Source organism: Vibrio sp. KUL80 (assembly GCF_059725495.1).
Genome location: NZ_AP045841.1, coordinates 2047050 through 2071533, shown reverse-complemented (window position 1 = coordinate 2071533; position 24484 = coordinate 2047050). Strand labels below are relative to the sequence as shown.

17 protein-coding genes and 1 pseudogene are annotated in these 24484 nt (G+C 45.6%); 10 read left to right on the top strand and 8 right to left on the bottom strand.

Translation table 11 applies throughout. From position 1 onward, the window contains the following. Positions 1–219: 219 nt before the first annotated feature. From AC6I8U_RS09530 to AC6I8U_RS09505, 6 genes are all read left to right on the top strand, one after another. Entirely contained in the window at positions 220–891 is a 672-nt protein-coding gene (locus tag AC6I8U_RS09530) for an ABC transporter ATP-binding protein (protein WP_042475417.1), read from the top strand. Further along, a complete protein-coding gene (locus tag AC6I8U_RS09525) occupies positions 872–3325 on the top strand; it encodes an ABC transporter permease (RefSeq protein WP_394152073.1) in 2454 nt (817 codons plus the stop codon). The genes AC6I8U_RS09530 and AC6I8U_RS09525 overlap by 20 nt, the downstream gene beginning before the upstream one ends. Before the next feature lie 9 nt (positions 3326–3334). Further along, entirely contained in the window at positions 3335–4441 is a 1107-nt protein-coding gene (locus AC6I8U_RS09520) for a lipocalin-like domain-containing protein (protein WP_498016682.1), read from the top strand. A 307-nt stretch (positions 4442–4748) separates the two neighbouring features. Beyond that, positions 4749–5918, top strand: a complete 1170-nt coding sequence (nhaA, locus tag AC6I8U_RS09515; protein ID WP_498016681.1) for a Na+/H+ antiporter NhaA — start codon at positions 4749–4751, stop codon at positions 5916–5918. A 400-nt stretch (positions 5919–6318) separates the two neighbouring features. Next, on the top strand, positions 6319–6945 hold the full coding sequence (psrA, locus tag AC6I8U_RS09510; RefSeq protein WP_498016680.1) for a TetR family transcriptional repressor PsrA: 627 nt from the start codon (positions 6319–6321) through the stop codon (positions 6943–6945). Between the two features lie 66 nt (positions 6946–7011). Next, a complete protein-coding gene (locus AC6I8U_RS09505; protein ID WP_498016679.1) occupies positions 7012–9294 on the top strand; it encodes an acyl-CoA dehydrogenase in 2283 nt (760 codons plus the stop codon). An 85-nt stretch (positions 9295–9379) separates the two neighbouring features. Here the strand turns inward: AC6I8U_RS09505 and AC6I8U_RS09500 are convergent. Next, positions 9380–10854 (bottom strand): annotated as a pseudogene (locus AC6I8U_RS09500) (IS1182 family transposase). A gap of 225 nt (positions 10855–11079) precedes the next feature. Between AC6I8U_RS09500 and fabV the strand changes: the two are divergent. Continuing rightward, the gene (gene fabV, locus AC6I8U_RS09495) at positions 11080–12282 is read left to right on the top strand and encodes an enoyl-ACP reductase FabV (protein WP_498016678.1); all 1203 of its coding nucleotides are present in this window, start codon (positions 11080–11082) and stop codon (positions 12280–12282) included. Between the two features lie 110 nt (positions 12283–12392). Here fabV and AC6I8U_RS09490 read toward each other — a convergent pair whose 3' ends face one another. Both AC6I8U_RS09490 and AC6I8U_RS09485 read right to left on the bottom strand, forming a co-directional pair. Then, positions 12393–14075: an aspartate:alanine antiporter gene (locus AC6I8U_RS09490; RefSeq protein WP_234493900.1), complete on the bottom strand. Its 1683-nt coding sequence runs from the start codon at positions 14073–14075 to the stop codon at positions 12393–12395. A gap of 264 nt (positions 14076–14339) precedes the next feature. Then, complete coding sequence (locus AC6I8U_RS09485) at positions 14340–14603, bottom strand: GrxA family glutaredoxin (RefSeq protein WP_234493899.1); 264 nt, start codon at positions 14601–14603, stop codon at positions 14340–14342. A 407-nt stretch (positions 14604–15010) separates the two neighbouring features. Here AC6I8U_RS09485 and AC6I8U_RS09480 point away from each other — a divergent pair, with 407 nt between their 5' ends. Continuing rightward, a complete protein-coding gene (locus AC6I8U_RS09480; RefSeq protein WP_498016677.1) occupies positions 15011–16237 on the top strand; it encodes an iron-containing alcohol dehydrogenase in 1227 nt (408 codons plus the stop codon). Positions 16238–16323: 86 nt separating this feature from the next. Here the strand turns inward: AC6I8U_RS09480 and AC6I8U_RS09475 are convergent, their stop codons facing one another. The 5 genes from AC6I8U_RS09475 to AC6I8U_RS09455 all read right to left on the bottom strand — a co-directional run bounded on the left by AC6I8U_RS09475 (position 16324) and on the right by AC6I8U_RS09455 (position 21895). After that, positions 16324–17178, bottom strand: coding sequence for a MurR/RpiR family transcriptional regulator (locus tag AC6I8U_RS09475; protein WP_042475430.1), 855 nt, complete (start codon positions 17176–17178; stop codon positions 16324–16326). Positions 17179–17552: 374 nt separating this feature from the next. Next, entirely contained in the window at positions 17553–19196 is a 1644-nt protein-coding gene (panP, locus tag AC6I8U_RS09470; protein WP_498016676.1) for a pyridoxal-dependent aspartate 1-decarboxylase PanP, read from the bottom strand. 210 nt (positions 19197–19406) lie between these two features. Then, a complete protein-coding gene (locus AC6I8U_RS09465; RefSeq protein WP_498016675.1) occupies positions 19407–19922 on the bottom strand; it encodes a hypothetical protein in 516 nt (171 codons plus the stop codon). A gap of 91 nt (positions 19923–20013) precedes the next feature. After that, positions 20014–20919, bottom strand: a complete 906-nt coding sequence (locus AC6I8U_RS09460; protein ID WP_498016674.1) for a LysO family transporter — start codon at positions 20917–20919, stop codon at positions 20014–20016. 52 nt (positions 20920–20971) lie between these two features. After that, positions 20972–21895 carry an HDOD domain-containing protein gene (locus AC6I8U_RS09455; RefSeq protein ID WP_498016673.1) on the bottom strand — a complete coding sequence of 308 codons (924 nt, stop codon included), beginning with the start codon at positions 21893–21895 and terminating at the stop codon, positions 20972–20974. Between the two features lie 368 nt (positions 21896–22263). Between AC6I8U_RS09455 and AC6I8U_RS09450 the strand changes: the two genes are divergently transcribed. Together AC6I8U_RS09450 and AC6I8U_RS09445 are read left to right on the top strand one after the other, a co-directional pair. Further along, entirely contained in the window at positions 22264–22854 is a 591-nt protein-coding gene (locus AC6I8U_RS09450; RefSeq protein WP_498016672.1) for a TfoX/Sxy family DNA transformation protein, read from the top strand. Positions 22855–22996: 142 nt separating this feature from the next. Beyond that, positions 22997–24471 (top strand): IS1182 family transposase gene (locus AC6I8U_RS09445; protein WP_498016671.1). Its coding sequence is split into 2 segments (ribosomal slippage): positions 22997–24419 and positions 24419–24471, totalling 1476 coding nucleotides; the frame shifts between segments, so codons are not numbered across the junction. Positions 24472–24484 lie beyond the last annotated feature (13 nt).

The following is a 24484-nucleotide window of genomic DNA, read 5'->3' as shown; positions in this document are numbered from 1 at the left end:
ATTTTCAGACTTTTCAGAAAGTCTTGGCGTAAATTTCATCGCTATTTAATGAAATGAAACACGAATAATCGACAGGTCTAACAGTAACAAACTGGTGCCTTGTTTCGCCTTGGCAGTGAAGGGGCAGAATAGTCAGGTTATCTCCGTGATTACCCTTCCTTGTGAGGCGTTTTTAGTGTAGATTCAGTGTCCAAATTTTCGTTTGTTTAAAGAGTATTAATGCTTAAGTTGTCTGACCTTAGCAAAGGCTACATTGACGGTGGTGAGTTTCATCCCGTACTGCAAAGTGCAGAGTTAACCCTGTCGCAAGGTGAGCAGTTGGCATTAATGGGCGAAAGTGGCTCTGGCAAAAGTACTTTGCTGAACCTGATTGCGGGCATTGATAAGGTTGATTCCGGTGAAATTTGGTACCCAGATTTTGCCATGCACGAAGCCAAAGAAAGCCAACGTACGGCTTATCGCCGCAACAATATTGGCCATATTTTCCAGCAGTTTAACCTTTTGCCTACTTTGAACATCGCCGATAACATTCGCTTTTGTCGTCAGATCAAAGGCTTGCCTGAAGACCGTGGTCTCTGGCGTCAAATTTTGTCTGCGCTCGACTTGATGGCTTTGCTTGGTCGTTACCCAGAAGAGATTTCGGGTGGACAGCAGCAGCGTGCTGCGATTGCTCGTGCATTGTATATGGAGCCTAAAATACTCTTAGCGGATGAGCCAACTGGAAGCCTCGATGAGCGCAACGCTGAAGCGGTCATGCGCCTTCTTACCTCACTGACTCGTCATCTAGAGTGTACCTTGTTGGTCGTCACACACAGTGAGAAGGTGGCGTCTCATATGGATGGATCGATTCGCCTTCAAGGGGGGCAATTGCATGTTATGGCCCGTAGTTAAGGCACTACTTGGGCACTACCGTCGCCATCCTCTTCAAATTCTTCTAGTCTGGCTTGGTTTAACCCTAGGGGTTTCACTCTTGGTGGGCGTTACGGCCATCAATCACCACGCCAAACAAGCCTATGCCAGCGGCGAACGTTTGTTTGCTAATCCGGTACCTTATCGCATTCGTCCAAAACATGCGGAAACTAAGATCCCGCAAGGCTTCTATATTCAACTTCGACGTGAAGGCTTTAAGCAGTGCGTCCCGTTTGATATCCAAAAAGTGACAACCAATGATGGTATAGAACTCAATCTTGTTGGTGCCGACCCAATCTCGCTACTGCAACTAAAGCACAGAGTCACTATCAGTGACATTGCTTCGCAAGATCTGATTAAAGTTCCGACCACCATTCTAGTTAGCCAAGATCTTGCCGAGCACAAAGGCTGGAAAGATGGTGACTCCATTACGCTCGATAGTGGGCTTGTTTTAGGGCCAGTAAAGGTTGACCAGAAAGCCGGCATCAAAGGGATGCAGGTGGTTGCCGACATGTCTTTGGTTCGCGCGATTAAGCGATCTTCTGGTCTCTCTGTGATTGCTTGTGGCGATATGAGCCCAGCTCAATTGGAGAAGCTAAGAAAGTTGATTCCTAATGGGATGACACTGTCGCGCAGCTCGCAGTCTGAGCTAGAGTCACTGACAGCTGCGTTCCATACCAACTTGTCAGCAATGAGTATGCTGTCGTTTGTTGTGGGCCTCTTTATTTTCTATCAAGCAATGTCACTTTCGCTTGCGCAAAGACAGCCATTGGTAGGTAACCTAAGACAAGTGGGTGTCTCCGGCTGGCAGTTGACTCAGGCGCTGTGTTTAGAACTCGCTGTTCTCGTTTTCTTAAGCTGGCTATGTGGAAACGTATTTGGCTTAGTACTCGCTAATCAATTGATCCCTGCGGTTTCGCAGAGCTTGAGCGATCTTTATGACGCGAATATTGGTTTGACGATCGATTGGAGTTGGGAGTGGAGCCTCTACAGCTTAGTTCTCGCATTGTCGGGTGCAATTATTTCTTGTGGATGGCCATTAATCCGCTTGCTTAAGACGCAGCCGATTCGATTGTCTGCACGCTTATCTTTGATGCGCTTTACAGGCGCAGAGTTCACGTGGCAGGCTTTTGTTGCGTGTGGGTTGTGTGTCGCTGCTATCGCGATTTACCAAGCGCCTAAGTCGCAAAACTCGGGTTATGCCATCATTGTATTAATGCTGCTCAGTGTCGCCTTAATCACGCCATTTATTACTTGGAAGATTTTCACTCTGTTCTCTTACTCATTGCGCTGGGTGAAACTTCGTTGGTTCTTTGCTGATGCAGCGGCAAGTATGAGTTATCGCGGAGTTGCCAATATGGCGTTTATGTTGGCGATGGCGGCCAATATGGGTGTTGAAACCATGGTGGGTAGCTTTAGAGACACGACCGACCGTTGGCTGACTCAAAGACTCGCTGCGGATATCTACGTGTATCCAACGAACAACAGTGCGGTTCGTATGAGCCGTTGGCTTGAAGCTCAGCCTGAAGTTGAGAGAGTCTGGTGGCGTTGGGAAGAGGAAATCCCAACAGAATCAGGGCTAATGCAGGTCGTGAGTACTGGTGACTCCAATGGCGAGATGGATGCGCTGACAGTGAAAATTGCTGTCCCTAACTATTGGTATCACTTGCATCATTCACGCAGTGTGATGATCAGTGAGTCGATGGCGTTGAAGCGTGACCTACGACCGGGCGATTACGTCAATCTAGGAGCGCCGCTGGGCAAAAACTGGCATGTTGTCGGGGTGTACTACGACTATGGTAATCCCTATGACCAAGTGCTGTTGTCTCAAAATCGTTGGTTAGCGAATCTTGCCGGTAGCGGTGATGTTGCACTTGGTGCAGTTCTAAACGATAAGTCCCAGTCTCTGTTTGTAGAGCAAAGATTGCAGTCGACGTTCCGCCTAAGTAGCGAACGTATTTACGATAATACGTCGATTCACAACAAGGCAATGACGACGTTTGATCGAACCTTTGCCATTGCTGATACGTTAGGAAACATTACTCTAGTTATCGCGGTGTTTGGTATCTTCTTTGCAACTATCGCTGGCGAGATAACACGTCAAAAGCATACCTCGCTTTTGCGGTGTCTTGGTGTCTCCGGAAAAGAACTAGTCCTAATTGGCGGCTTGCAACTTTTGGTGTTTGGTTTGATTTCAGCGGCCATTGCCATGCCGTTGGGTATTGCACTTGCTCAGTTGATTGTTGACATTGTTATCAAGCAATCTTTTGGATGGTCACTTCAGCTGCAAATTGTACCTTGGCAGTACTTGGGGACGTGTTTGTGGTCTCTGGCTGCACTGGTAGTTGCAGGTGCATTGCCTGTTCTTAAGCTCATTCGCAACAGTCCGATTCATTCGTTAAGGGATGCGCTATAAATGAGTCGAATGCAGAAACTTATCTTCGTTTGTTTATTGATTGTGGTTGTCGCTGGCACGGTGATATGGCTTGCTAAGCCAGAGAACAACCGAATCAAGGTGACGAAGACAAGCCAGATAAATGCAATCTTCGGCTCCCCAGGCAAGAAAGTATTTGAGCCAGTACTCCCTGATAGGGAAGTGACACTGCCGAGAGATTTTCGTTTCCATCCTGAATTTCAACATGAATGGTGGCAGGTCGTGGCTCAGCTTGAAGATGAGGCGGGTCAAACCTATTGGTTACGCCTTCGTTTCTTCCGTTATGCGAGTGATGATCGCGTGGCGACTGGCTGGCAAGATCCTCAAATCTATATTTCTAACGTCGTGCTCAATAGCCATTTGGGTATGTTTACCGACCAACGCATAGCACGCGGTGGCATTGGTCAAGCTGGTGGGCTTAGCCGTCCATTTCGAGTGTGGATTGATGACTGGTCATGGCGTTCATTATCGAGTGAGCCACTGCCGGGCAACCTTAAAGTCGCGACAGAAGAGTTTGCCATTAACCTTCAACTGACTGCGGTTGGTAACTATGCGGTTCTGGGTGACAAGGGCTATCAGATTAAACACGATCTCCTTCCGCGCGCCTCTTATGTCATTGAAACGCCATTTGTGCGAACTCTGGGAAGTTTGTCGCTTGCTGACGGTCGATTGCTAAAGGTCAAGGGTCGAGCTTGGCTGAGCAAGGAGTGGGGCAGTGAGTTGGTTGGTGCCAATTATGTCGGCGAAGACAACTTTATTCTATGGCTCGATGACGCTAAGGCTCTGATGGTAAGTCGTTACCGCTATAAAGATAATATGCCCTATACCAGTGCTGCGATAGTGGATAGAAAAGGCAATGTTACCAATATTCCTACAGACCACATCGCTCTCAAAGCACTTGGTTATACAGAATTTGAATCAGGAGTTCGTGTTCCACTGAGTTGGAGCTTGCGTATTCCGAGTCAAGGCATTGACCTTGTTGTGAAGGCTCGTAAACGAGACAACTGGGTCAACTTCGTTGTCCCCCAATGGCAAGGGGCAGCAATGGCTAACGGCTCTCACAAGGCTCAAGGATTCATGCAACTAAGCGGCTACTAAGCCGCTTTTTTCTTGCCTGTTATTCAGTTACATCTGTAATGCTCTGTTACTCTCTCCTTAAAGCTTCCCTTGCGAGAATGATATTGACATTGATTAGTCTGGGCTAAGCCATTCATTCATCAGCGCAATCTATGCTCTATACTTTTACTAATGTTGCCAAAATGGTATACATATCTCGAATCTTACAAGAGTATTATTCGGATATTTCTACAATTAACATCTGTAGAATCGATTTTTTATGGAATTTAACTAGATATACAATTTTTAACATTCAAACAATGTGAATAAATATTAAGGGCTTTACATTATGAATGACGTCATTCGTAACTTTTTTAAGATGGAATCGGCAGGGGGCATCATCCTCGTTATTGCTGCGGCAATTGCGATGTTTATCGCCAACTCTCCACTGAATGAATTGTATCAAGGCGTGCTTCATACCTACGTTTTCGGTCTGTCTATTTCACACTGGATTAACGATGGTTTGATGGCAATCTTCTTTTTCTTGATCGGATTGGAAGTAAAGCGAGAGCTGCTTGAAGGCGCACTGAAATCCAAAGAAACGGCTATCTTCCCAGCAATTGCAGCGGTCGGTGGTATGGTTGCTCCGGCTCTTATCTATGTTCTCTTCAACGCGGGTGACGCGGAAGCGATGAGTGGTTGGGCGATTCCTGCTGCTACTGATATCGCGTTCGCACTCGGTATCATGGCACTGCTCGGTAAGCGTGTACCTGTTGCACTTAAAGTATTCCTACTTGCTCTTGCTATCATCGATGACTTGGGTGTTATTGTGATTATCGCGCTGTTCTACAGCAGTGACCTATCAACTATCGCTTTGACGCTTGGCTTCATAATGACGGCCATATTGTTTGTACTTAACGCTAAGAAGGTTACGAGCATCCCTGTGTACCTAGTCGTTGGTGCTGTGCTCTGGGTAAGTGTACTGGCATCGGGTGTTCACGCGACGCTGGCAGGTGTTGTGCTCGGCTTTGCTATCCCACTCAATGGTAAGCCAGGTGAGCATTCGCCACTTAAACATCTAGAACATGCGCTTCACCCATATGTGGCGTTTGGTATTCTACCTATCTTTGCATTCGCAAACGCAGGTATCTCGCTTGAAGGCGTATCAATGTCAGGGTTAACCTCTATGCTGCCACTTGGTATCGCAGCGGGCCTTCTTATTGGTAAGCCTTTGGGTATCTTCACATTCAGCTGGGCTGCGGTGAAAATGGGTGTTGCTAAGTTGCCTGAGGGTGTGGACTTCAAACAGATTTTTGCAGTGTCAGTGCTGTGTGGTATTGGCTTTACCATGTCTATCTTTATTGCGTCACTTGCCTTTACGGGTGTCAGTGCAGAGTTTGATACCTACGCAAGGCTAGGCATCCTGATGGGCTCAACGACAGCAGCAGTTCTCGGTTATATCCTATTGAACTTCTGCCTTCCAAAGGAAGCGGCTCCTGAGCCAAAAGTACAATATTAAACACTCAGGTATTGCAGTGACTAAGAAAAAACCCAGCTACGGCTGGGTTTTTTACGTTTGCGGTGTTCTATAGGCAAAAAAAAGCCCAAACCAACAAAGGGTTTGGGCGGATACAAATAGGAGTTAATAAGAAAAAAGCAGCATGTAGTCAACATAGATAAAACAGTGGCATAGAGAAAACTGAGAAAACTCATTCTTTGCTGATTACACTTTAATAGACCCACCTAAAACCAAATAGTTCACATCAGAATGAAGAATTTTTCATAAAATTATTTATTTGTTTTAAAACAATGAATTGTGAATCTTGTCCGACCAGTAGTTAAAAAGTTTGATGTTAATCACTTGTTATCCCTGTGTTGCAGAGGTATATTCAAACATATGTTTGATACGGGTGATTGAAATGACGACGAGAGTAACCACGAAGGACAAGATTCTAGATGTAGCCGAGGTATTGTTCGCAGAGCATGGCTTCAATGACACCTCGTTGCGCACCATTACTAGCAAAGCAAACGTTAATTTAGCGTCGGTAAACTATCACTTCGGTGACAAGAAGACGCTAGTACGAGCGGTGTTGAACCGCTACCTAGAAGCATTTATGCCGGCGGTTGAAAAAGCGCTGTACGAGTTGAACGACCGAGATGACTACAACATGGTTGATGTCTTCCAATCGCTGAAAGGGCCACTCCTAGAACTCAATAACCTAAAGCCAAACGGTGCAAGCCGCTTTATGTCATTGGTCGGAAGAGGGTATACCGACGTACAAGGTCACTTACGCTGGTTCATCACGACGCGTTACACCGAAGCATTAGCAATGTTTACCCAGTCAGTGATGCGAGCAAACCCTAATTTAGATGCAGAGACACTGTTCTGGCGCTTGCACCTAACACTAGGTACTTGCGTATTTACTATGGCTTCTAGCCAAGCACTGTCTGAAATCGCGTTGAGCTCGTTTGAGAAAGAAATTAGCGCCGAAGCGATTATTGACCAAATCATTCCTTACCTTGCAGCGGGTGTCGCTGCAGAGTAACGCTTTTAATCAAAACAAAATACGAAACCAATAATAAAAATACACCTGAACAAAAGGATAGGTATCATGAGCTCTCTACGAAGAAAATGGATCAGCGACCCAGCGTTTAAACTGTTCAAAAAGGTTCTACCGCCGTTGTCCGCCACTGAGCGTGAAGCGATGGAAGCGGGTAGTGTTTGGTGGGACGGTGAGCTGTTCTCGGGTAAGCCAAACTTCAAGACGCTGCATCAGTATCCTAAACCCGTTCTGACCGCCGAAGAGCAGTCGTTCATGGATAATGAGCTAGAAACCTTGCTTGCAATGCTTGATGACAACAAGATCGTCAAAGAAGATCGTGACCTACCAAAAGAGGTTTGGGACTATCTACGCAAAGAGCGTTTTTTCTCGCTAATCATCTCTAAAGAGTTCGGTGGACGTGAGTTTTCACCACTTGCTAACTCTACGATTGTGACCAAGATTGCGACACGCAGTATTAGTGCAGCAGTATCGGTAATGGTACCTAACTCTCTTGGTCCAGGTGAGCTTCTTTCTCACTATGGTACTAAAGAGCAGAAAGATTACTGGTTACCAAGACTTGCAGATGGTACTGACATCCCATGTTTCGCACTGACGGGACCAGAAGCGGGCTCTGATGCTGGTGGTATCCCAGATAAAGGTATTGTTTGTTACGGTGAGCATGAAGGCAAAGAAGTGTTGGGTATTCGCCTTAACTGGAACAAGCGTTATATCACACTCGCGCCGGTAGCAACGGTTCTGGGCTTAGCATTTAAACTTCATGATCCAGACCAGCTTCTGGGTGACAAAGAAGATATTGGTATTACCTGTGCGCTGATTCCTGCTGACCATAAAGGCGTAGAGATTGGTGAGCGACATGATCCACTTCACCTGGCATTCATGAATGGTCCAACGCGCGGTAAAGATGTGTTCATCCCTATGGACTGGTTGATCGGTGGTCAGGAATACGCAGGACGCGGCTGGCGTATGTTGGTTGAGTGTCTATCAGCAGGTCGTGGTATTTCACTTCCGGCTCTTGGTACAGCGATCGGTCACTTAACAACGAGAACCACTGGTGCATACGCTTATGTTCGTAAACAGTTTGGTATGTCGATTGGTAAGTTCGAAGGTGTTGCAGAGGCAATGGGTCGAATTGGTGGTCTGACGTATCTACTCGAAGCGACGCGAACATTGACAACAACATCACTAGACATGGGCGAAAAACCAGGGATCGTGACGGCGATTGCTAAGTACCACATGACTGAAATGGCGCGTACGATTCTCAACGATTCGATGGATGTGCATGCCGGTCGTGCGATTCAAGATGGTCCGATGAACTACTTAGCCTCAAGCTACTTAGGCATCCCAGTTGCGATCACTGTTGAGGGTGCGAACATCCTAACGCGTAACCTCATGATCTTCGGTCAAGGTGCAACGCGTTGTCACCCTTACGTGCTACAAGAGATGGAAGCAGCGGCAAACCCTGACGCAAGACAAGGTGCGGCTGATTTTGACAAGCTTCTATTCAAGCACATTGGTCATGCGACGAAGAATACTCTCGGCGCGTTCACTGCAGCGCTAACAGGTTCTAAGTTTGTTGGAGCGCATATGAGTGGTCCGACAAAAGTCTACTACAAAGACCTTACGCGCTTGAGTAAAGCGCTTGCGGTAAGCGCGGACTTTGCAATGCTAACTCTAGGTGGTGATCTTAAGCGTAAAGAGATGATCTCAGCTCGATTGGGTGATGGCCTAGCGTATCTGTTTATGGCATCAGCTGCACTTAAGAAATACGAAGACGATGGTCGTCAGGCATCAGACCTTGATTATGTGCATTATGCAGTTCAACACTGTTTCCATAACGCAGCGAAGTCGTTAAACGAAGCTTATAAGAACTTCCCAGCTCGCTGGGCCGGTGTAACACTTAAAGGGTTGCTGTTCCCACTGGGTAATCACTTCGAAAAACCGTCTGACGATCTAACGCTAAATCTAGCGAAGAGCATGATGGTACCAGGTGCACACCGTGATCGTTTGACGCATCTTTGTTACATCGGTGATGCTCCAAATGACAAGATTGGTTTGATGGAAAACGCGTTCTTGGCGATGTATGACATCCGTGACCTCGAGAAGAAGCTGTTTATTGGCGTGAAAGAGGGCAAGATCGCTAGAAAAGGTCTTCTTCAAGAGCGCCTACAGCAAGCGATTGAAGCTAACGTGCTAACAGAGCAAGAAGTAGATAAGATTCTTGCGGCTGATGCACTACGCTACAAAGCGATTCAGGTTGATCACTTCAGTCATGATTTCTCTGAAGTAAGAACAGACGAAGTAGATAAACCGAAGTTAAACAGCGTCGCTTAGTAAGATATAGAAAGGTTAAAGCGCTCTAGTTTCTAGAGCGCTTCAGATTGATGACGAACCCCACTTTTTAAAGTGGGGTTCTTTTTTATGAGCGACCGTAGGTCGCGATCGCGATATTTTTTGTCAAGTAACCTGTGGGGCGTTAGTGTTCTTAAGTTGGCGTACATAAGCGAGGATTTGCGATATTTCACTTCGATTTAGGCCGAGTTTACGCAGATAGTTCACCACCAACGCTATCTTTTTGATGTTTTGAGCAGTTGCCGCCAACCAGCACTGTATCTGTACCTTGGCTAGGCCACGGAAGCGAGCATAACGATGACCATGATGCTGTTTTGCATCGGCGAAGCTTCTTTCTACCGTTTCACTTCTACGCCTGTAGGTCTTCTTTCCATAAGCGGAGACTCGCATCACGTTCGCTCTATCCATGGCCTCCGTATAGATATGCCTTGTAACGACCTTCTTCATGTTTTTACTTTGAGTACATTCATCACGCATTGGGCAGAACACGCATTCTTTAGGGTCTGAGTGATACTCTCGATAAGCGTCGCGTGATGTTGTCTTGTAAATAAGTTCTTGTCCGTTAGGACAACGATAGCTGTCTTTTTCTTTGTTATAGATGAAGTGCTTCTTCTTGAAGGCATTCTTTGTTCGTGATGGTCGGCGATAGCCGAACACACCAAGTATCCCTCTGCGCTCAAGGGATTCTGCGACAGGGGCAGTGAAGTAACCGGCATCAAGGCCAACGGCGATAGGATTGAGATTAAACTGTTCAAGTGTGTAGTCGAGGCGGTGGATATAAGGTTGGGAGTCATTGATATTCCCCGCGGTCGCGTGGGTATCAACGATGATGCCATGCTGACCATCGACCGTGCGGTGGTCGAGATAGAAGAACCCTTGCCGCTTGTTGTCGCGGGTCATGAAGCCACTTTCTGGGTCAGTCGTACTGCTCTTCGTATTCTTGGTCTTCTGCTCAGAAGGTCGTTCTTTTAGCGGTTTCTTTCCTTCTTTTTCTCGGTCTAGTACCACGTCTTCATCTAACATGTCTAAATAGGCACTAGCTCGAACCGCCGTTTGTTTATTGGTGTACTTGTTTTTGTTCGCGTTAGCTTTGAGGTGAGTGCTGTCAGTAAAAAGCTCTTGTCCAGCGACTAAGCCTTTCGCCATGGCTTGTTGAACGATGTTAATAAAGATACGTTCGAAGACATCCGTACCATTAAAGCGACGGATACGGTTTTGGCTGAGTGTCGAAGCATGGATGACTTTTTCGGTGAGAGACATGCGTAGGAACCAGCGATACGCGACATTCACTTCGATTTCTTTGACAAGTTGACGCTCACTTTTTACGCCGAAGATGTAGCCCAGTAGGATAATTTTGAATAAGCGGACAGGGTCTACAGGCGGTCGGCCATTGTCTTTGCAGTAGAGGTGGGCAACTTCGTCACGAATGAACTCAAAGTCGATAGCAGAATCAATTTTGCGTACAAGATGGTCTTTGGGAACCAGTTGTTCCATCGTCACCATTTCGAGTTCGTACTGTTGTGGAGAGGGTTCTTGGAGCATGTCAGAGTATCCATATTTCGATACTCCTATTAGATCAAAGGTCTAGCTCAATAGCTAGACCTTTGTCAGCAGTCTGAAGCGCTCTAGTTTCTAGAGCGCTTTTTTTGTGTTCATAGAGAATGAAAGTGCTCCAACCACTTAGAAAAATCAGAGAAATTGACAGAAATAGGATGCGAACTGGGTGTGAAACTCTTATCCTACTAGGGATTTTTTGAGGAACTGAATATGATCATCAAACCAAGAATTCGTGGATTTATTTGTACTACTACACACCCAGTTGGTTGTGAAGCTAACGTAAAAGAACAAATCGCTTACACCAAAGCTCAGGGTCCAATCGCAAACGCACCAAAACGTGTACTTGTGGTTGGTTCTTCTAGCGGTTACGGCCTTTCTTCTCGTATCGCTGCGGCGTTCGGTGGTGGTGCAGCAACAATCGGCGTATTTTTCGAAAAACCAGGGACAGAAAGAAAACCTGGTACAGCAGGTTTTTACAACTCTGCTGCATTCGACAAGCTAGCGAAAGAAGAAGGCTTGTACTCTAAGAGCATTAACGGCGATGCGTTCTCTAACGAAGCGAAGCAGAAAGTTATCGACCTAATCAAAGAAGATCTAGGTCAGATCGATATGGTTGTTTACTCACTGGCATCTCCAGTACGTAAGCTTCCTGAAACTGGTGAGCTTGTACGTTCTTCTCTTAAGCCAATTGGTGAAACCTACACATCGACAGCAGTAGACACTAACTCTGACAAGATCATTGAAGCAAGCGTAGAGCCTGCGACTGAAGAAGAAATTGCAGATACAGTGACTGTTATGGGCGGTCAAGATTGGGAACTGTGGATCAACGCGCTATCTGAAGCTGGCGTGCTTGCTGACGGCTGTAAGACTGTTGCTTACTCGTACATCGGTACAGAGCTAACGTGGCCAATCTACTGGGAAGGTGCACTAGGTAAAGCGAAAATGGACCTAGACCGCGCAGCAACTGAGCTAAACGCTAAACTGTCAGAAACTGGTGGTAGCGCAAACGTTGCAGTACTTAAGTCTGTAGTCACACAGGCGAGCTCAGCCATCCCAGTAATGCCACTGTATATTGCAATGGTATTTAAAAAGATGCGTGAAGAAGGCATTCATGAAGGCTGTATGGAGCAGATCTTCCGCATGTTCTCTCAGCGTCTATACAAAGCAGACGGCAGTGCTGCGGAAGTCGATGATAAGAATCGTCTACGTCTTGATGACTGGGAGCTTCGTGACGATATCCAGAAGCACTGTGCTGAGCTATGGCCACAAATCACGACTGAAAACCTAAAAGAACTGACTGACTACGTTGAGTACAAAGAAGAGTTCTTGAAACTGTTCGGCTTTGGTGTTGAAGGCGTAGACTACGAAGCGGATGTTTCTCCACTAGTTGAGTTTGATGTTATCGACCTATAAATCGATACAGTCTTTCAGATACTAAATATCTGAGTGACAAAAAACTGAGTAACAAAGGAAAGGGGCGCTATGCAAGCGCCCCTTTTTTTGTCTGCGTTTAACCCTGTCTACTAAGAGAGGATAATCAGAATCGTACCAGCCAACGTCATTAATATATTGGCTATCGCATAAGTACCCGCATACCCCAGAGCAGGGATAGTTGAGCGCGCATGTTCGTTGATAACATCCATCGCAGGTGCACAAGTTCTAGCGCCGACGATTGCACCGATAAGGAGTGCTCGGTTCATCTTTAATACATAGTTACCAACCAAGTACGCCAGCACGACAGGCAGTACACTGACCAAGAAGGCAATCAATATTACTTGAGGACCAACTTGGGTTAGGTGCTCAAACATCTTGCCACCGGCACTCAGTCCGATACCAACCATAAAGAACATTAGCCCTAGGTCTTTGACCATATTCAGCGCGCCCTGAGGCACATAGCCAAACGTGGGGTGGTTGGCACGCAGGAAGCCAAGCGTGATACCTGATAAAAGTAAGCCCACCGCATTACCAAGACCGAATGAGACTTGACCGAATGACATGGTAATCAGACCGAACATAATGCCCAGAATAAAGAAGCTACAGAAAGCGAGCAGGTCTGCCATTTGACTGTGAATCGAGATGAAACCGATTTTTTCAGCAAGACCATGAACGCGACTCTTTTCACCACTGACCTGCAAAATATCACCTTTGGCAAGTACGATGTTAGCGTCCATTGGCATCTCAATCTGAGCTCGAACTACGCGGTTCAAGAAACAGCCATATTCAGACAAGTTTAAATCGGACAGGCTTTTTCCTGCGATATTGTCACTCTTAACAACGATCTCTTCTTCAACGATTCGAAGGTCAAGAAGGTTACGGTCGAACACCTCTTTACCGTTACGAAAGCTTGGATCGAGTCGAGCGTGGCTATCAGGGAAACCCACGAGTGCAATTTCATCACCTTCTTGCAAGATAGCATCACCATCAGGGTGGGCTAGAATGCCGTTGCGTCGAATACGTTCAATGTAGCAGCCCGTTTGTCGATAGATACCTAGCTCACGCAGGTTTTTACCATCAGTCCAGTCTATAAGCTCCTGTCCGACACGATAGGCACGAATAATGGGTAGATAGACCTTACGTTGACCACTGCCACCCAATCCACGCTCTTGGGCTATCTGCTGCGCAGAGTCGTGTAGATTTTGCTTTTGAAGCTTAGGTAGTAGCTTGGCGAGCATAATCATACTAATAAGACCAATGAGATAGGCCATCGCATAACCGACGGACAGGTTCTCAATAACTAGAGAGAAATCCATACCGCGCGGAATAGTTGCCAGTCCTGAATTCAGTGCATCTTGCGCGCCTACGAGTACTGGTGTTGCGGTTAGAGCACCTGCCATGACACCTGCTGATAAGCCGTAGTCCAAGCCAAGGTAGTGACTGGCGAAATAGGTCACCATCAAAGCGGTGACCAGCACTGTGAGGCTGAGTATTAGATAGTGCTTACCGTCTCTGAAGAAAATACCAAAGAAGTTAGGACCCGCTTCGATACCTACACAGTAGATAAACAGCATGAACCCGATAGTCAGCGCTTCAGCATTAAATGTGAAGCCGAGGTGACCCATGATCAATGAGGTGATCAGCACACCAATTGAATTACCTAATTGCAGATTTCCGAAGCGAATTTTGCCAAAGGCGAGGCCGATCGCGAGAACGACAAAGATAAGGAGGATAGGGTTTTGGTCAAGCAAATTGACGACGTCGATGTTCACTAGTACGACTCAAACAGACAGTAGTGGAGAATAAATAAAGTGTGGCGATTGTAGCGGAAATTTTCAAAAAGATAAGTGAATTTTTTTCCCTTTTTGCATTAGTTCAGCTTGAGTGCCTTAGCTTAGGAAAAACAGAGGGTTATTTGTGCCGTTGGTGAAAGTATGTACCGAAGGTGGGTTACCTCGCAAAAAACAAAGCCAACGTAAAACGCTGGCTTATTCAATTCTATCGTCAACTATACTTGAGTTGATTGCAGAGGCTAATTAGTCGAATAGACCTAGGTTCTCTTTCGCGTAAGCTTCAAACTCAGTACAGCCGCCAACGTGCTCTTGGTCGATGAAGATCTGAGGAACAGTTTCAACAGGCTTACCAACGGTTTTTTCTAGGTCAGCTTTTGAAATGCCTTCTGCATGGATGTCAACGTAACGATAGTTAAAATCGTCGCGTTTTGCTTTTAGCGTTTCAGCATGCTCTTTTGCACGAACACAATAAGGACAACCAGGGCGACCAAAAATAACAACGAACATTCAATTTCTCCTTGAAGACTAAACTTTTCTTTGAACCACGAGTAATAATGGTTGTGGTTCTTTCATCTTGTTGAAATCCACTATGCCTTAAGATGAAGAGGAAATAAAGTGTCATTTGTCTCTTGGTGCGATAGGTAAAACCTATCAGAGCAGAAGTTGGGCAAATCGTCGTAACAATGACCCTATCTAGTGTGTGATGATGTGCAAAAGTTACGAATTTAAACGGGCGACATGCGCTAATTGCTTGGCTTAAATCAAAAACTGTCGTCCTTTGAGATAGCATTCTGAGTACAGCTTTGTATGTTTGCTCTACCGATAACACTCACTGATGGTTTGTTTTTCGTATTGCTGGCGGTCTTGGCAATGTTTCGACTGGTGAGTTTACGGTATACCTAAAGGAGTCTGGTATGTTTCAGTTTATGACGTCGAGTCGCATTATCTTTGGTGAGGGGGCGCTTCAGTCTTCTCTTTCTATCATCAATCAATTTGGTTACAGCGTTCTCTTAGTAACCGGGCAAGATCGACAACGAGCAGAGCCCGTTATTCACTATCTCCATAATCAAAAAATGCGTTATCAACACGTAGCGATCCGTGGCGAGCCAAATATTACCATGGTGGAAGAAACCGCCATCATGGGACGTCGCTTTAAACCCGACATGGTGGTGGCGATTGGCGGTGGCAGTGTGTTGGATATGGGTAAGGCACTTGCCGCTATCATTCCTAATCAAGGCGATGTCTATGATTACGTAGAAGTTGTTGGCCGAAATGTTCCGTTAAAAACCAAACCCATTCCAATGATTGCCATTCCAACCACCGCAAGCACCGGGGCCGAAGTCACCAAGAACGCAGTTCTTAAATCAGGGCAGGATAAGGTAAAAGTCAGTCTACGAAACCCTGATATGCTTCCTGATGTTGCCATTGTCGATCCCGTCTTAACTTACGGTACCAATGTATACACTTCCGGGCGTGGTGCCATGGATGCTTTCACTCACCTTATGGAGGCATACGTTTGTGGTGAACCCAACCCATTGACTGACATGGTGTGTGAGGAGGGGCTAAGACGGCTGAGCTATTCCATCATTCCTGGGTGTAAGCAAGACAACCCTAAGTCTCGTGCAGATCTATCTTTTGCCGCTATGCTCGGCGGTATGGCGATTACCAATGCTAAATTGGGAGCAGCACACGGCTTAGCCTCTGCGCTTGGTGGTAAGATCTCCGCGCCTCACAGTGTGATCACTGCAAGGCTGGCTCCACATGTAATGATGGAAAACATCAAAGCCGCGAAAAGGGCGGGTCGCAGTGATGTACTAAACCGCTATCGCACTATGGCTCAGATACTGACTGGGCGAAATGATGCGTCTATCGAAGACAGCATTCAGTGGGTAAACATGATCTTAGAGCGCTTAGCGCTTCCACAACTGTCGGAATTTGGTGTGTGCGGGACATCGTTTGAGCAAGTCGCAGCTGACGCGATGAAGTCAATGGCAATAAAAGGCAATCCAATTCCATTAACCGAGGACCGCCTCATCTACATCCTCAACCAAGTCTGTCAGTGTAATTGCGATGGCAGCGCGGAAAACAGGGATGACAGTATGCAGGTAGAATATCGCAACAATCCTATCGAGACTGACTAATGCCTTATTGAGGTGGGTTCGTAAAAATCAAAAAGGAGGTCAATATTGACCTCCTTTAAATATCTAGCGCTATACAAATGGCTCGATTAGTAATTCGGCACTTTGTTGTAGCGAGAGTCCTTAAGTGCTTCTTTCACACGCTTAAGGTTATCGCGGAAGCCGCTTCCACGACGCAGAGTAAAGCCTGTTGCTAGTACGTCGATAATAGTCATCTGCACCACACGACTTGCCATTGGCATGTAAACGTCAGTGTCTTCTGGAACGTCGACAGTAATAGACAGTGAACTTGCTTTATCAAGCGGCGAGTCTTTCGCAGTAATGGCGATAACCGTTGCGCCGTTTTCACGAGCAAGGTGAGCAACCTCTACTTGGCTCTTAGTACGACCAGTATGAGAGATAAGCACGATAACATCGTTATCTGAGCAGTTAATACAGCTCATTCGTTGCATTACGACATCTTCGTAGCAAGAAATAGGGATGTTAAATCGGATAAACTTGTTTTGAGCATCGCGAGCAACTGACGATGATGCACCCAAACCGAAAAATGAGATACGCTTCGCCTGAGTCAACAAGTCAACGGCACGGTTGATCTGCATTGAGTCTAAGCTGTTTTTCGCCACGTCTAAACACGCCATCGTTGATTCGAAAATCTTATGGGTGTAAGCATCAGGACCATCGTCCTCTTCGACGTTTCGGTTCACATAAGGTGTCCCGTTAGCAAGACTTTGCGCTAAGTGCAGTTTAAAGTCAGGGAAGCCTTTAGTGTCGAGTCTGCGGCAGAAGCGATTCACAGTCGGTTCGCTAACGTCAGCCATTTTAGCTAGCGTAGCAATACTGGAATGAATGGCGGTTTGGGGGGACGCCATAATAACTTCAGCAACCTTGCGTTCAGACTTACTGAAGTTCTCTAAATTTTTTTGGACTTTCTCTAGTGTATTCATAGTGTTCACAGGGTAAAGAGAACAACTTGCTGGCGTAATTAATCAGGTCCGAAAAATAACCAACACGATAGTAAAAAAGGGTTTGTTATAATCGGAGTCCGTGATGTCGAGTTTTTATAATAGGTCGATTAACGCCAACTCCATAACCTCAGTATAAACGATGCTTCTTGTCATCTGTAACAAAAGCTCACATGAAATCTTTAGAATATGACAGGCATCAAACAAAAAACTGGAAGAAAAAAACAATAGAGCGAAAATTGTTCGCTTTTTGCTTCTTTCTAGCGCAGTTTTACCGTATCACTCCCACAAAACAGAAAGAAAGTTTCATAACTGGGGAAGTGAAATTGATTTCATTCTCGAATAATGAGGTATCGTTAAGCCAGAATTTGGTCTGCCAAGCTGGTTAGTTTGGTCAGTATTTCAGGTGAAGTGTTTGCTATTTGTCGCTGTTCCTCTAGCACACTGCTTAATACTTCTGTTGAAGTCAGTGGATTTGCTAGCACCACGCGAAAAACAATCGTATCACGACCAGACCAAATTGTCGGATTAAGTTGGGTACGAGATACAAATGACAAACCCGTCTCACGCTGTTTCTTCTGGATGAGCTTAGTCAATTGATTGAGCAGTTCATGCAGCTCATCTTTCTGGCTATCAGATGCAAGCTCTAGTGCTTGTTGCACATTCTCTGGTACATAGCGATACGTGAGCAGACAAAGTTCAGGCTTACTGACCAGCTCGAAATCATTTTGCTGTTCGATAAGATCAGCGAAGTAACGGGCTTTCTCAATACTTTGGTTGATCAGCAGCTCATACCCTGGTCGACTGATGATATGCATTGCCGCATACACAAGCATTGCCATACCTGAGCGAGAGCCTTCTAACGTGTGGCGGCCCAAGTCTTTTGAGCCTTTGCGAAGAATATACTGAGCATGATGTTTGATGCTTTTCATGGCATCGGGATCTTTAAACAGTACCATACCCGCACCCATAGGGATGTAGAGCTGCTTGTGAGCATCAATCGTGACAGAGTCAGCAAGCTCAATACCATCGAGGATGGAGCGGTACTTGTCGGACATCAATGTCGCGCCGCCCCAAGCTGCATCAACGTGGAAGTGACAGGCTTCTCGTTCACAGATAGCAGCAATCTCACGAAGAGGATCAACGTTACCGGTTTCCGTGGTACCAGCAACACCAATAACCGCGAATGGGTGGATTTTTTGCTGTTTCAGCTCTTTGAATTTTCGTTCAAGGTCTAGAGGGCAGATTCGATTATTTTCGTCTGTTCTAACAGCGACAAGACCTTGTTGACCAATTCCTAGCAAATCAGCGGCTTTCTTAAGTGAGTAGTGACCTCGCTCAGATACCAATATAGCTAAACCTTCATAGCCATAGTGCTTCATCGCTTTGAAAAGTCCTTCCTTTTCTACACCAAGAAAATCGCCTTGCGCTTTCAACGCACGGTTTCTTGCGACCCATAAAGCGGTAATGTTGGCAATGGTGCCACCAGAGCAAAACGCGCCCAAAGAATGCTCTGCGCTGTGCATCCATTTTTGGTAGAAGCTGTCTTGCTCGGTATAAATCAGTTTATGAAGCATTCCTAGAACTTGGCGTTCTAGTGGTGTGAATGCCTTTGAAGTCTCAATCTTCACCAAATTTTGGTTAAGAGCGATCATGATCTTAGACAGAGGCATTAAAAAGTAGGGAAGTGCCGATGTCATATGACCAATAAAGCTTGGCGATGAGGTGTGAACGGAGTGCGAAACTAAAGTATCTAACAGATGTTCTGTATGAGCAGAGACGAACTCTGGCTGCTCTGGAATTGCTGCACTAGAGAAGTCTTTTTCGATTTCGTGAAGTGGTTTTTCTTCCGCAACAATATGCTCTCGCAAAAACTGGTTCAAGTTTTTGGATAAACTCTCTTCAATTTGCGTTAGTGTCGAGTCAGGTCCTTCAGGGATAGTGAATATTCGAAGGAGGCTCTCAAAGCTGACATCAGCAATTTTTTGCTCAGATACCATATCGTTATCTACTATTATTCCGTTACTGCAAGCGGCACAATCTAAACCAATTGAGTCCGAATGTCTCGCAAAAATGTAGCACAGCACCGATTTTTTGCCGTGCCACAGCGTATTGTCCCTGTATTTGGTTACTAAAAATGCAAAAGCTGGCGTATCAGCCAGCTTTTGTTTAAGAGTTGTCCGTCTTTTGGAACGAGAAGAGTTAGTACACTAATTACAAGTGGTTGCCTCAACTTCCTGAATAGATTCATTGTATCTATTTAATGCCGTCTCGATTTTCTTAGGGTGACTCAATAGATCGGCAAACGCGCTACGTAGCTCGTAGTTTTGAGGGTGTGGCTTAGCTTGACGGTCAGCAAAGCTTTTTGCAGCGATTTGTCCAAGCTCATCGTTTCTTTGAGCCAAGGCTTTTACGTCTTGTTGCTCAAGCTGCAACCAGGTCTCGATAGATTGCTCAGTCGCTACTTTCTGCGGTTCATTTTTCAAGTAATAGCGCACGGCTTCACGGTTTAGTTCGAAGTGGTGCTTGCGGCCTTCCAAAAACCAGTTACTGACTTCGTTCAATTCTGGGTATTCGCTGGTCGTCATTTGAACCAAATCTTCATACCACTGAATAGACGCATCAATGTACGCATCGTACTTGTTCTCGAAACATTGAGTAGAGTCTGCAGACATTGCGGAAAAAGAGGTGCTTAAAATTGCCGCAGCGGCGAGCCATTTTTTCATTATTGTATCCTTTCGTGGGCTAACGAGCGTTTTTCTTTATTGTAATGTTTGAGGGGCAAGAATACAGGAATGAGAAAATCATTCCTGAGATCTACGCAGCAAGAGAAACAAAAAACAGCATTAAAACCGGTACCAGCAAGCTCAGGATAAAGCCACTAACTATCGCTACGGGTACACATCTAACACCGCCGCTGCTTTGAATTATTGGCAGCGTAAAGTCCATTGCAGTCGCGCCGGCATAACCGATTGCGGTGCATGGTCGTTTGGCAATGAGCATCGGTATTATGACCAAAGCAACAAGCTCTCTTAGTAGCTCTATCATAAAGGAGGTGCCGCCAAAAACGGGGCCGAACGCATCACCTATCAAAATACCAGCCAATGAATACCAACCAAAACCCGAAGCGATGGCTAGTCCCTTATAAATAGAGATGTCTAGAATAAGCGCTGCGATTATGCCCCCAATAAGAGAACTCGCCACAATGACAGTCGCTATGGTCATGCCTTGTTTGTTGACCAGTATTTGCTTGAGTGTGAGGCCACTGTTTCTTAGTTGGATACCAATAAAGAAGAGGAGGGCAAACAGAATCCATTCGCTGGCTGCTTCGACCCAGCCAAGACCGATTGGCAGCATTAAGCCCAAGATGAGACCAGAGCCTACAACACCGATGAGCTTGAGTGATTCAAGCGCCATCGAAGACAACGGCAATTGATTCTTGAGCTGCTCTGTTTCAAGAGGCATCAGTTTATCAATCATCGGAAGGCACAATAGATTACATCCACCAATGACGACAAAAAATGTCGCGGTCATTGTAATGATGGTCTTTAGGTGACTCCCGAAATTGTCGAGAGCTGCCAAACTTAATCCCATCAAGAAAAGGATGACGTATATTAACCAGGATGTTGCTCGGTTAATGGTGTTAAGGTACGCCGCGTTGGAAACTGGGAATAAATACCCAATCACTAGCGGAGTAAAAATGAACAACATCCCTGAAAACATTTCCGTGTGCCTCGTAAAAATATTATTTGAGCAATGAGCGGCTCGCGGCTAATTACATGCCTGCAGAGCGAAGAACGTCTTTGATTTTTTCCTGGAATTCAACTTCGCTCAGTGAGGTAAGTTGATACATGACTTCTGCACCATCAACGTTGATTTCCACTTCGTGTTCTTCAAGTGCGTCATGATCTTTCTTTCGGAAAAGAAGTATGTGGTTAGCGATACGGGCAATGTCTAGGTAAGAAACCTCAGGTCGCTCAATCTGTTTAACTTGGTTTGATGCAACTTCGATAAAATCTTTATCAAATCCCCAAGTGTTTAGGACTTGCTCACTGGTAAGTGCACAGCGAGATTGGAAGATTTGCATCGCGAGATCAGGGTCTAGGTAGTTTCCTTTCTCTAAATAAAGGTGGTACTCGTTGACCAAACAGAAAAGACCGATATCTGCGAGAAAGCCAACCAAAAGCGACTTTTCTTGTTCGAGATGGGTGTAATCATCAACAGAAAGCTCTTGGAAACTGCGGGTAACCATGACCATAACAGCAGCCAGCTCTCGAGATACCATGGCACTGTTTATCAGTACTTCATGGCACTCTTTCGATAAATTGACGGAGTGTTTGAGCAGTTCGATGGATTGAGCTGTGACTATGTCGCGAACACGGAAAATACCAAGACGGGAGACCGCGGTGTTCAGGTCGTTACATGTGATATTTCTGCGATTGAATATCACAGAGTTTGCGACTTTAAGGACGGTAGCAGCAAGACCTGGGTCTTCTAATAGACAGTCCGCGATGTCGGAGATACCTGTAGCTTCATCATTACATAAGGCTTGTATTTTTAGTACAACTTCAGAAATAGGAGGAAGGGAAATCTTTCCGGTGTTGATTGATTGCTCGACTAAGTCTGCAAATTCCGTTTCGAGGCTTTTGATGAAGAGTTGTTGATTCTCTGGAAGCCAATAAAATGATAAGTGATTCATAAACATTCGACAGGTGAAGCGATTGCGCAAGTGTACCTTTGTGGGTCAGTCATTGACAATAACATTAGTGATTTAAATTGGCGAATGTCGCCTAAATGGCGTTTAGAACATCATTCAATTGTAACTAGATTTGAAACTGGTTGTGTATGAGCGTTATTGTGAAGTGACTCGCAAATGAATTGTGACCAACTCGCACAACTGTGACATTGAGCCAGACTTAATTTGCATAGTGAACTATTATAAAAACATATAAAAAAGCGAGGCATTTTATACTGCTATAAATTGACCCTGCTAATAACATTTTTCATTTTTTCAGCTGCTATTTCTGGTGATCGATTAATCGGGGTAAAGATTAAGGATCAAAGGAAATGATAGAGCAATCTTTTTACGACTACACGACTCAATTTGGCGAATCGCAAAAACGTTCGATGTTTGGTGGCACAGGGCTCTTCAAGGAAGGCGCCATGTACGCACTGATCAGTAACGACAAAGTGTTCATCCGCGGTGGAAAAGGACTGGATGCTCAGTTGCACGAGCTGCAATGCGAGAAATTTCGTCATGTAAAAAAACAATCAACAGCAACGGTAAACTATTACGACATAACGAATCTGTACAACCAGCAAGCTCCTGTGCTCAAAGATTTGGTTAGACAGTCCATCGAAAACTCAGTCGATCAGCACTGTAGTAAGAATTCAGTCGAGAATAGACGATTGAGGGACTTGCCTAACATGCAACTCACATTAGAGCGCATGGTGAAAAAGTCGGGGATTCAGGATGTTAAGACGTTCTTAGAGTTAGGAGCGCCACGTGTTTTCAATAGAGTGAAACGCACGTATGGCAACGATGTTGACCTTAAACTGTTATGGAAGTTTGCGGGTGCAGTCGATGGCGTGCATTGGAAACTGATTCAAGATCCAATGAAACAGAGACTTTTGGAGCATTGCTCGAAGATAGAGTAGTAGATTCGAAGTTAAAACAGTAGTTCACTAGATCAGCATTGAAAAAGACCGTGCTAAGCACGGTCTCAGACTGCTGACAAAGGTCTAGCTATTGAGCTAGACCTTTGATCTAATAGGAGTATCGAAATATGGATACTCTGACATGCTCCAAGAACCCTCTCCACAACAGTACGAACTCGAAATGGTGACGATGGAACAACTGGTTCCCAAAGACCATCTTGTACGCAAAATTGATTCTGCTATCGACTTTGAGTTCATTCGTGACGAAGTTGCCCACCTCTACTGCAAAGACAATGGCCGACCGCCTGTAGACCCTGTCCGCTTATTCAAAATTATCCTACTGGGCTACATCTTCGGCGTAAAAAGTGAGCGTCAACTTGTCAAAGAAATCGAAGTGAATGTCGCGTATCGTTGGTTCCTACGCATGTCTCTCACCGAAAAAGTCATCCATGCTTCGACACTCAGCCAAAACCGTATCCGCCGCTTTAATGGTACGGATGTCTTCGAACGTATCTTTATTAACATCGTTCAACAAGCCATGGCGAAAGGCTTAGTCGCTGGACAAGAGCTTTTTACTGACAGCACTCACCTCAAAGCAAACGCGAACAAAAACAAGTACACCAATAAACAAACGGCGGTTCGAGCTAGTGCCTATTTAGACATGTTAGATGAAGACGTGGTACTAGACCGAGAAAAAGAAGGAAAGAAACCGCTAAAAGAACGACCTTCTGAGCAGAAGACCAAGAATACGAAGAGCAGTACGACTGACCCAGAAAGTGGCTTCATGACCCGCGACAACAAGCCGCAAGGGTTCTTCTATCTCGACCACCGCACGGTCGATGGTCAGCATGGCATCATCGTTGATACCCACGCGACCGCGGGGAATATCAATGACTCCCAACCTTATATCCACCGCCTCGACTACACACTTGAACAGTTTAATCTCAATCCTATCGCCGTTGGCCTTGATGCCGGTTACTTCACTGCCCCTGTCGCAGAATCCCTTGAGCGCAGAGGGATACTTGGTGTGTTCGGCTATCGCCGACCATCACGAACAAAGAATGCCTTCAAGAAGAAGCACTTCATCTATAACAAAGAAAAAGACAGCTATCGTTGCCCTAACGGACAAGAACTTATTTACAAGACAACATCACGCGACGCTTATCGAGAGTATCACTCAGACCCTAAAGAATGCGTGTTCTGCCCAATGCGTGATGAATGTACTCAAAGTAAAAACATGAAGAAGGTCGTTACAAGGCATATCTATACGGAGGCCATGGATAGAGCGAACATGATGCGAGTCTCCGCTTATGGAAAGAAGACCTACAGGCGTAGAAGTGAAACGGTAGAAAGAAGCTTCGCCGATGCAAAACAGCATCACGGTCATCGTTATGCTCGCTTCCGTGGCCTAGCCAAGGTACAGATGCAGTGCTGGTTGGCGGCAACTGCTCAAAACATCAAAAAGATAGCGTTGGTGGTGAACTATCTGCGTAAACTCGGCCTAAATCGAAGTGAAATATCGCAAATCCTCGCTAATGTACGCCAACTTAAGAACACTAACGCCCCACAGGTTACTTGACAAAAAATATCGCGATCGCGACCTACGGTCGCTCATAAAAAGAACCCCACT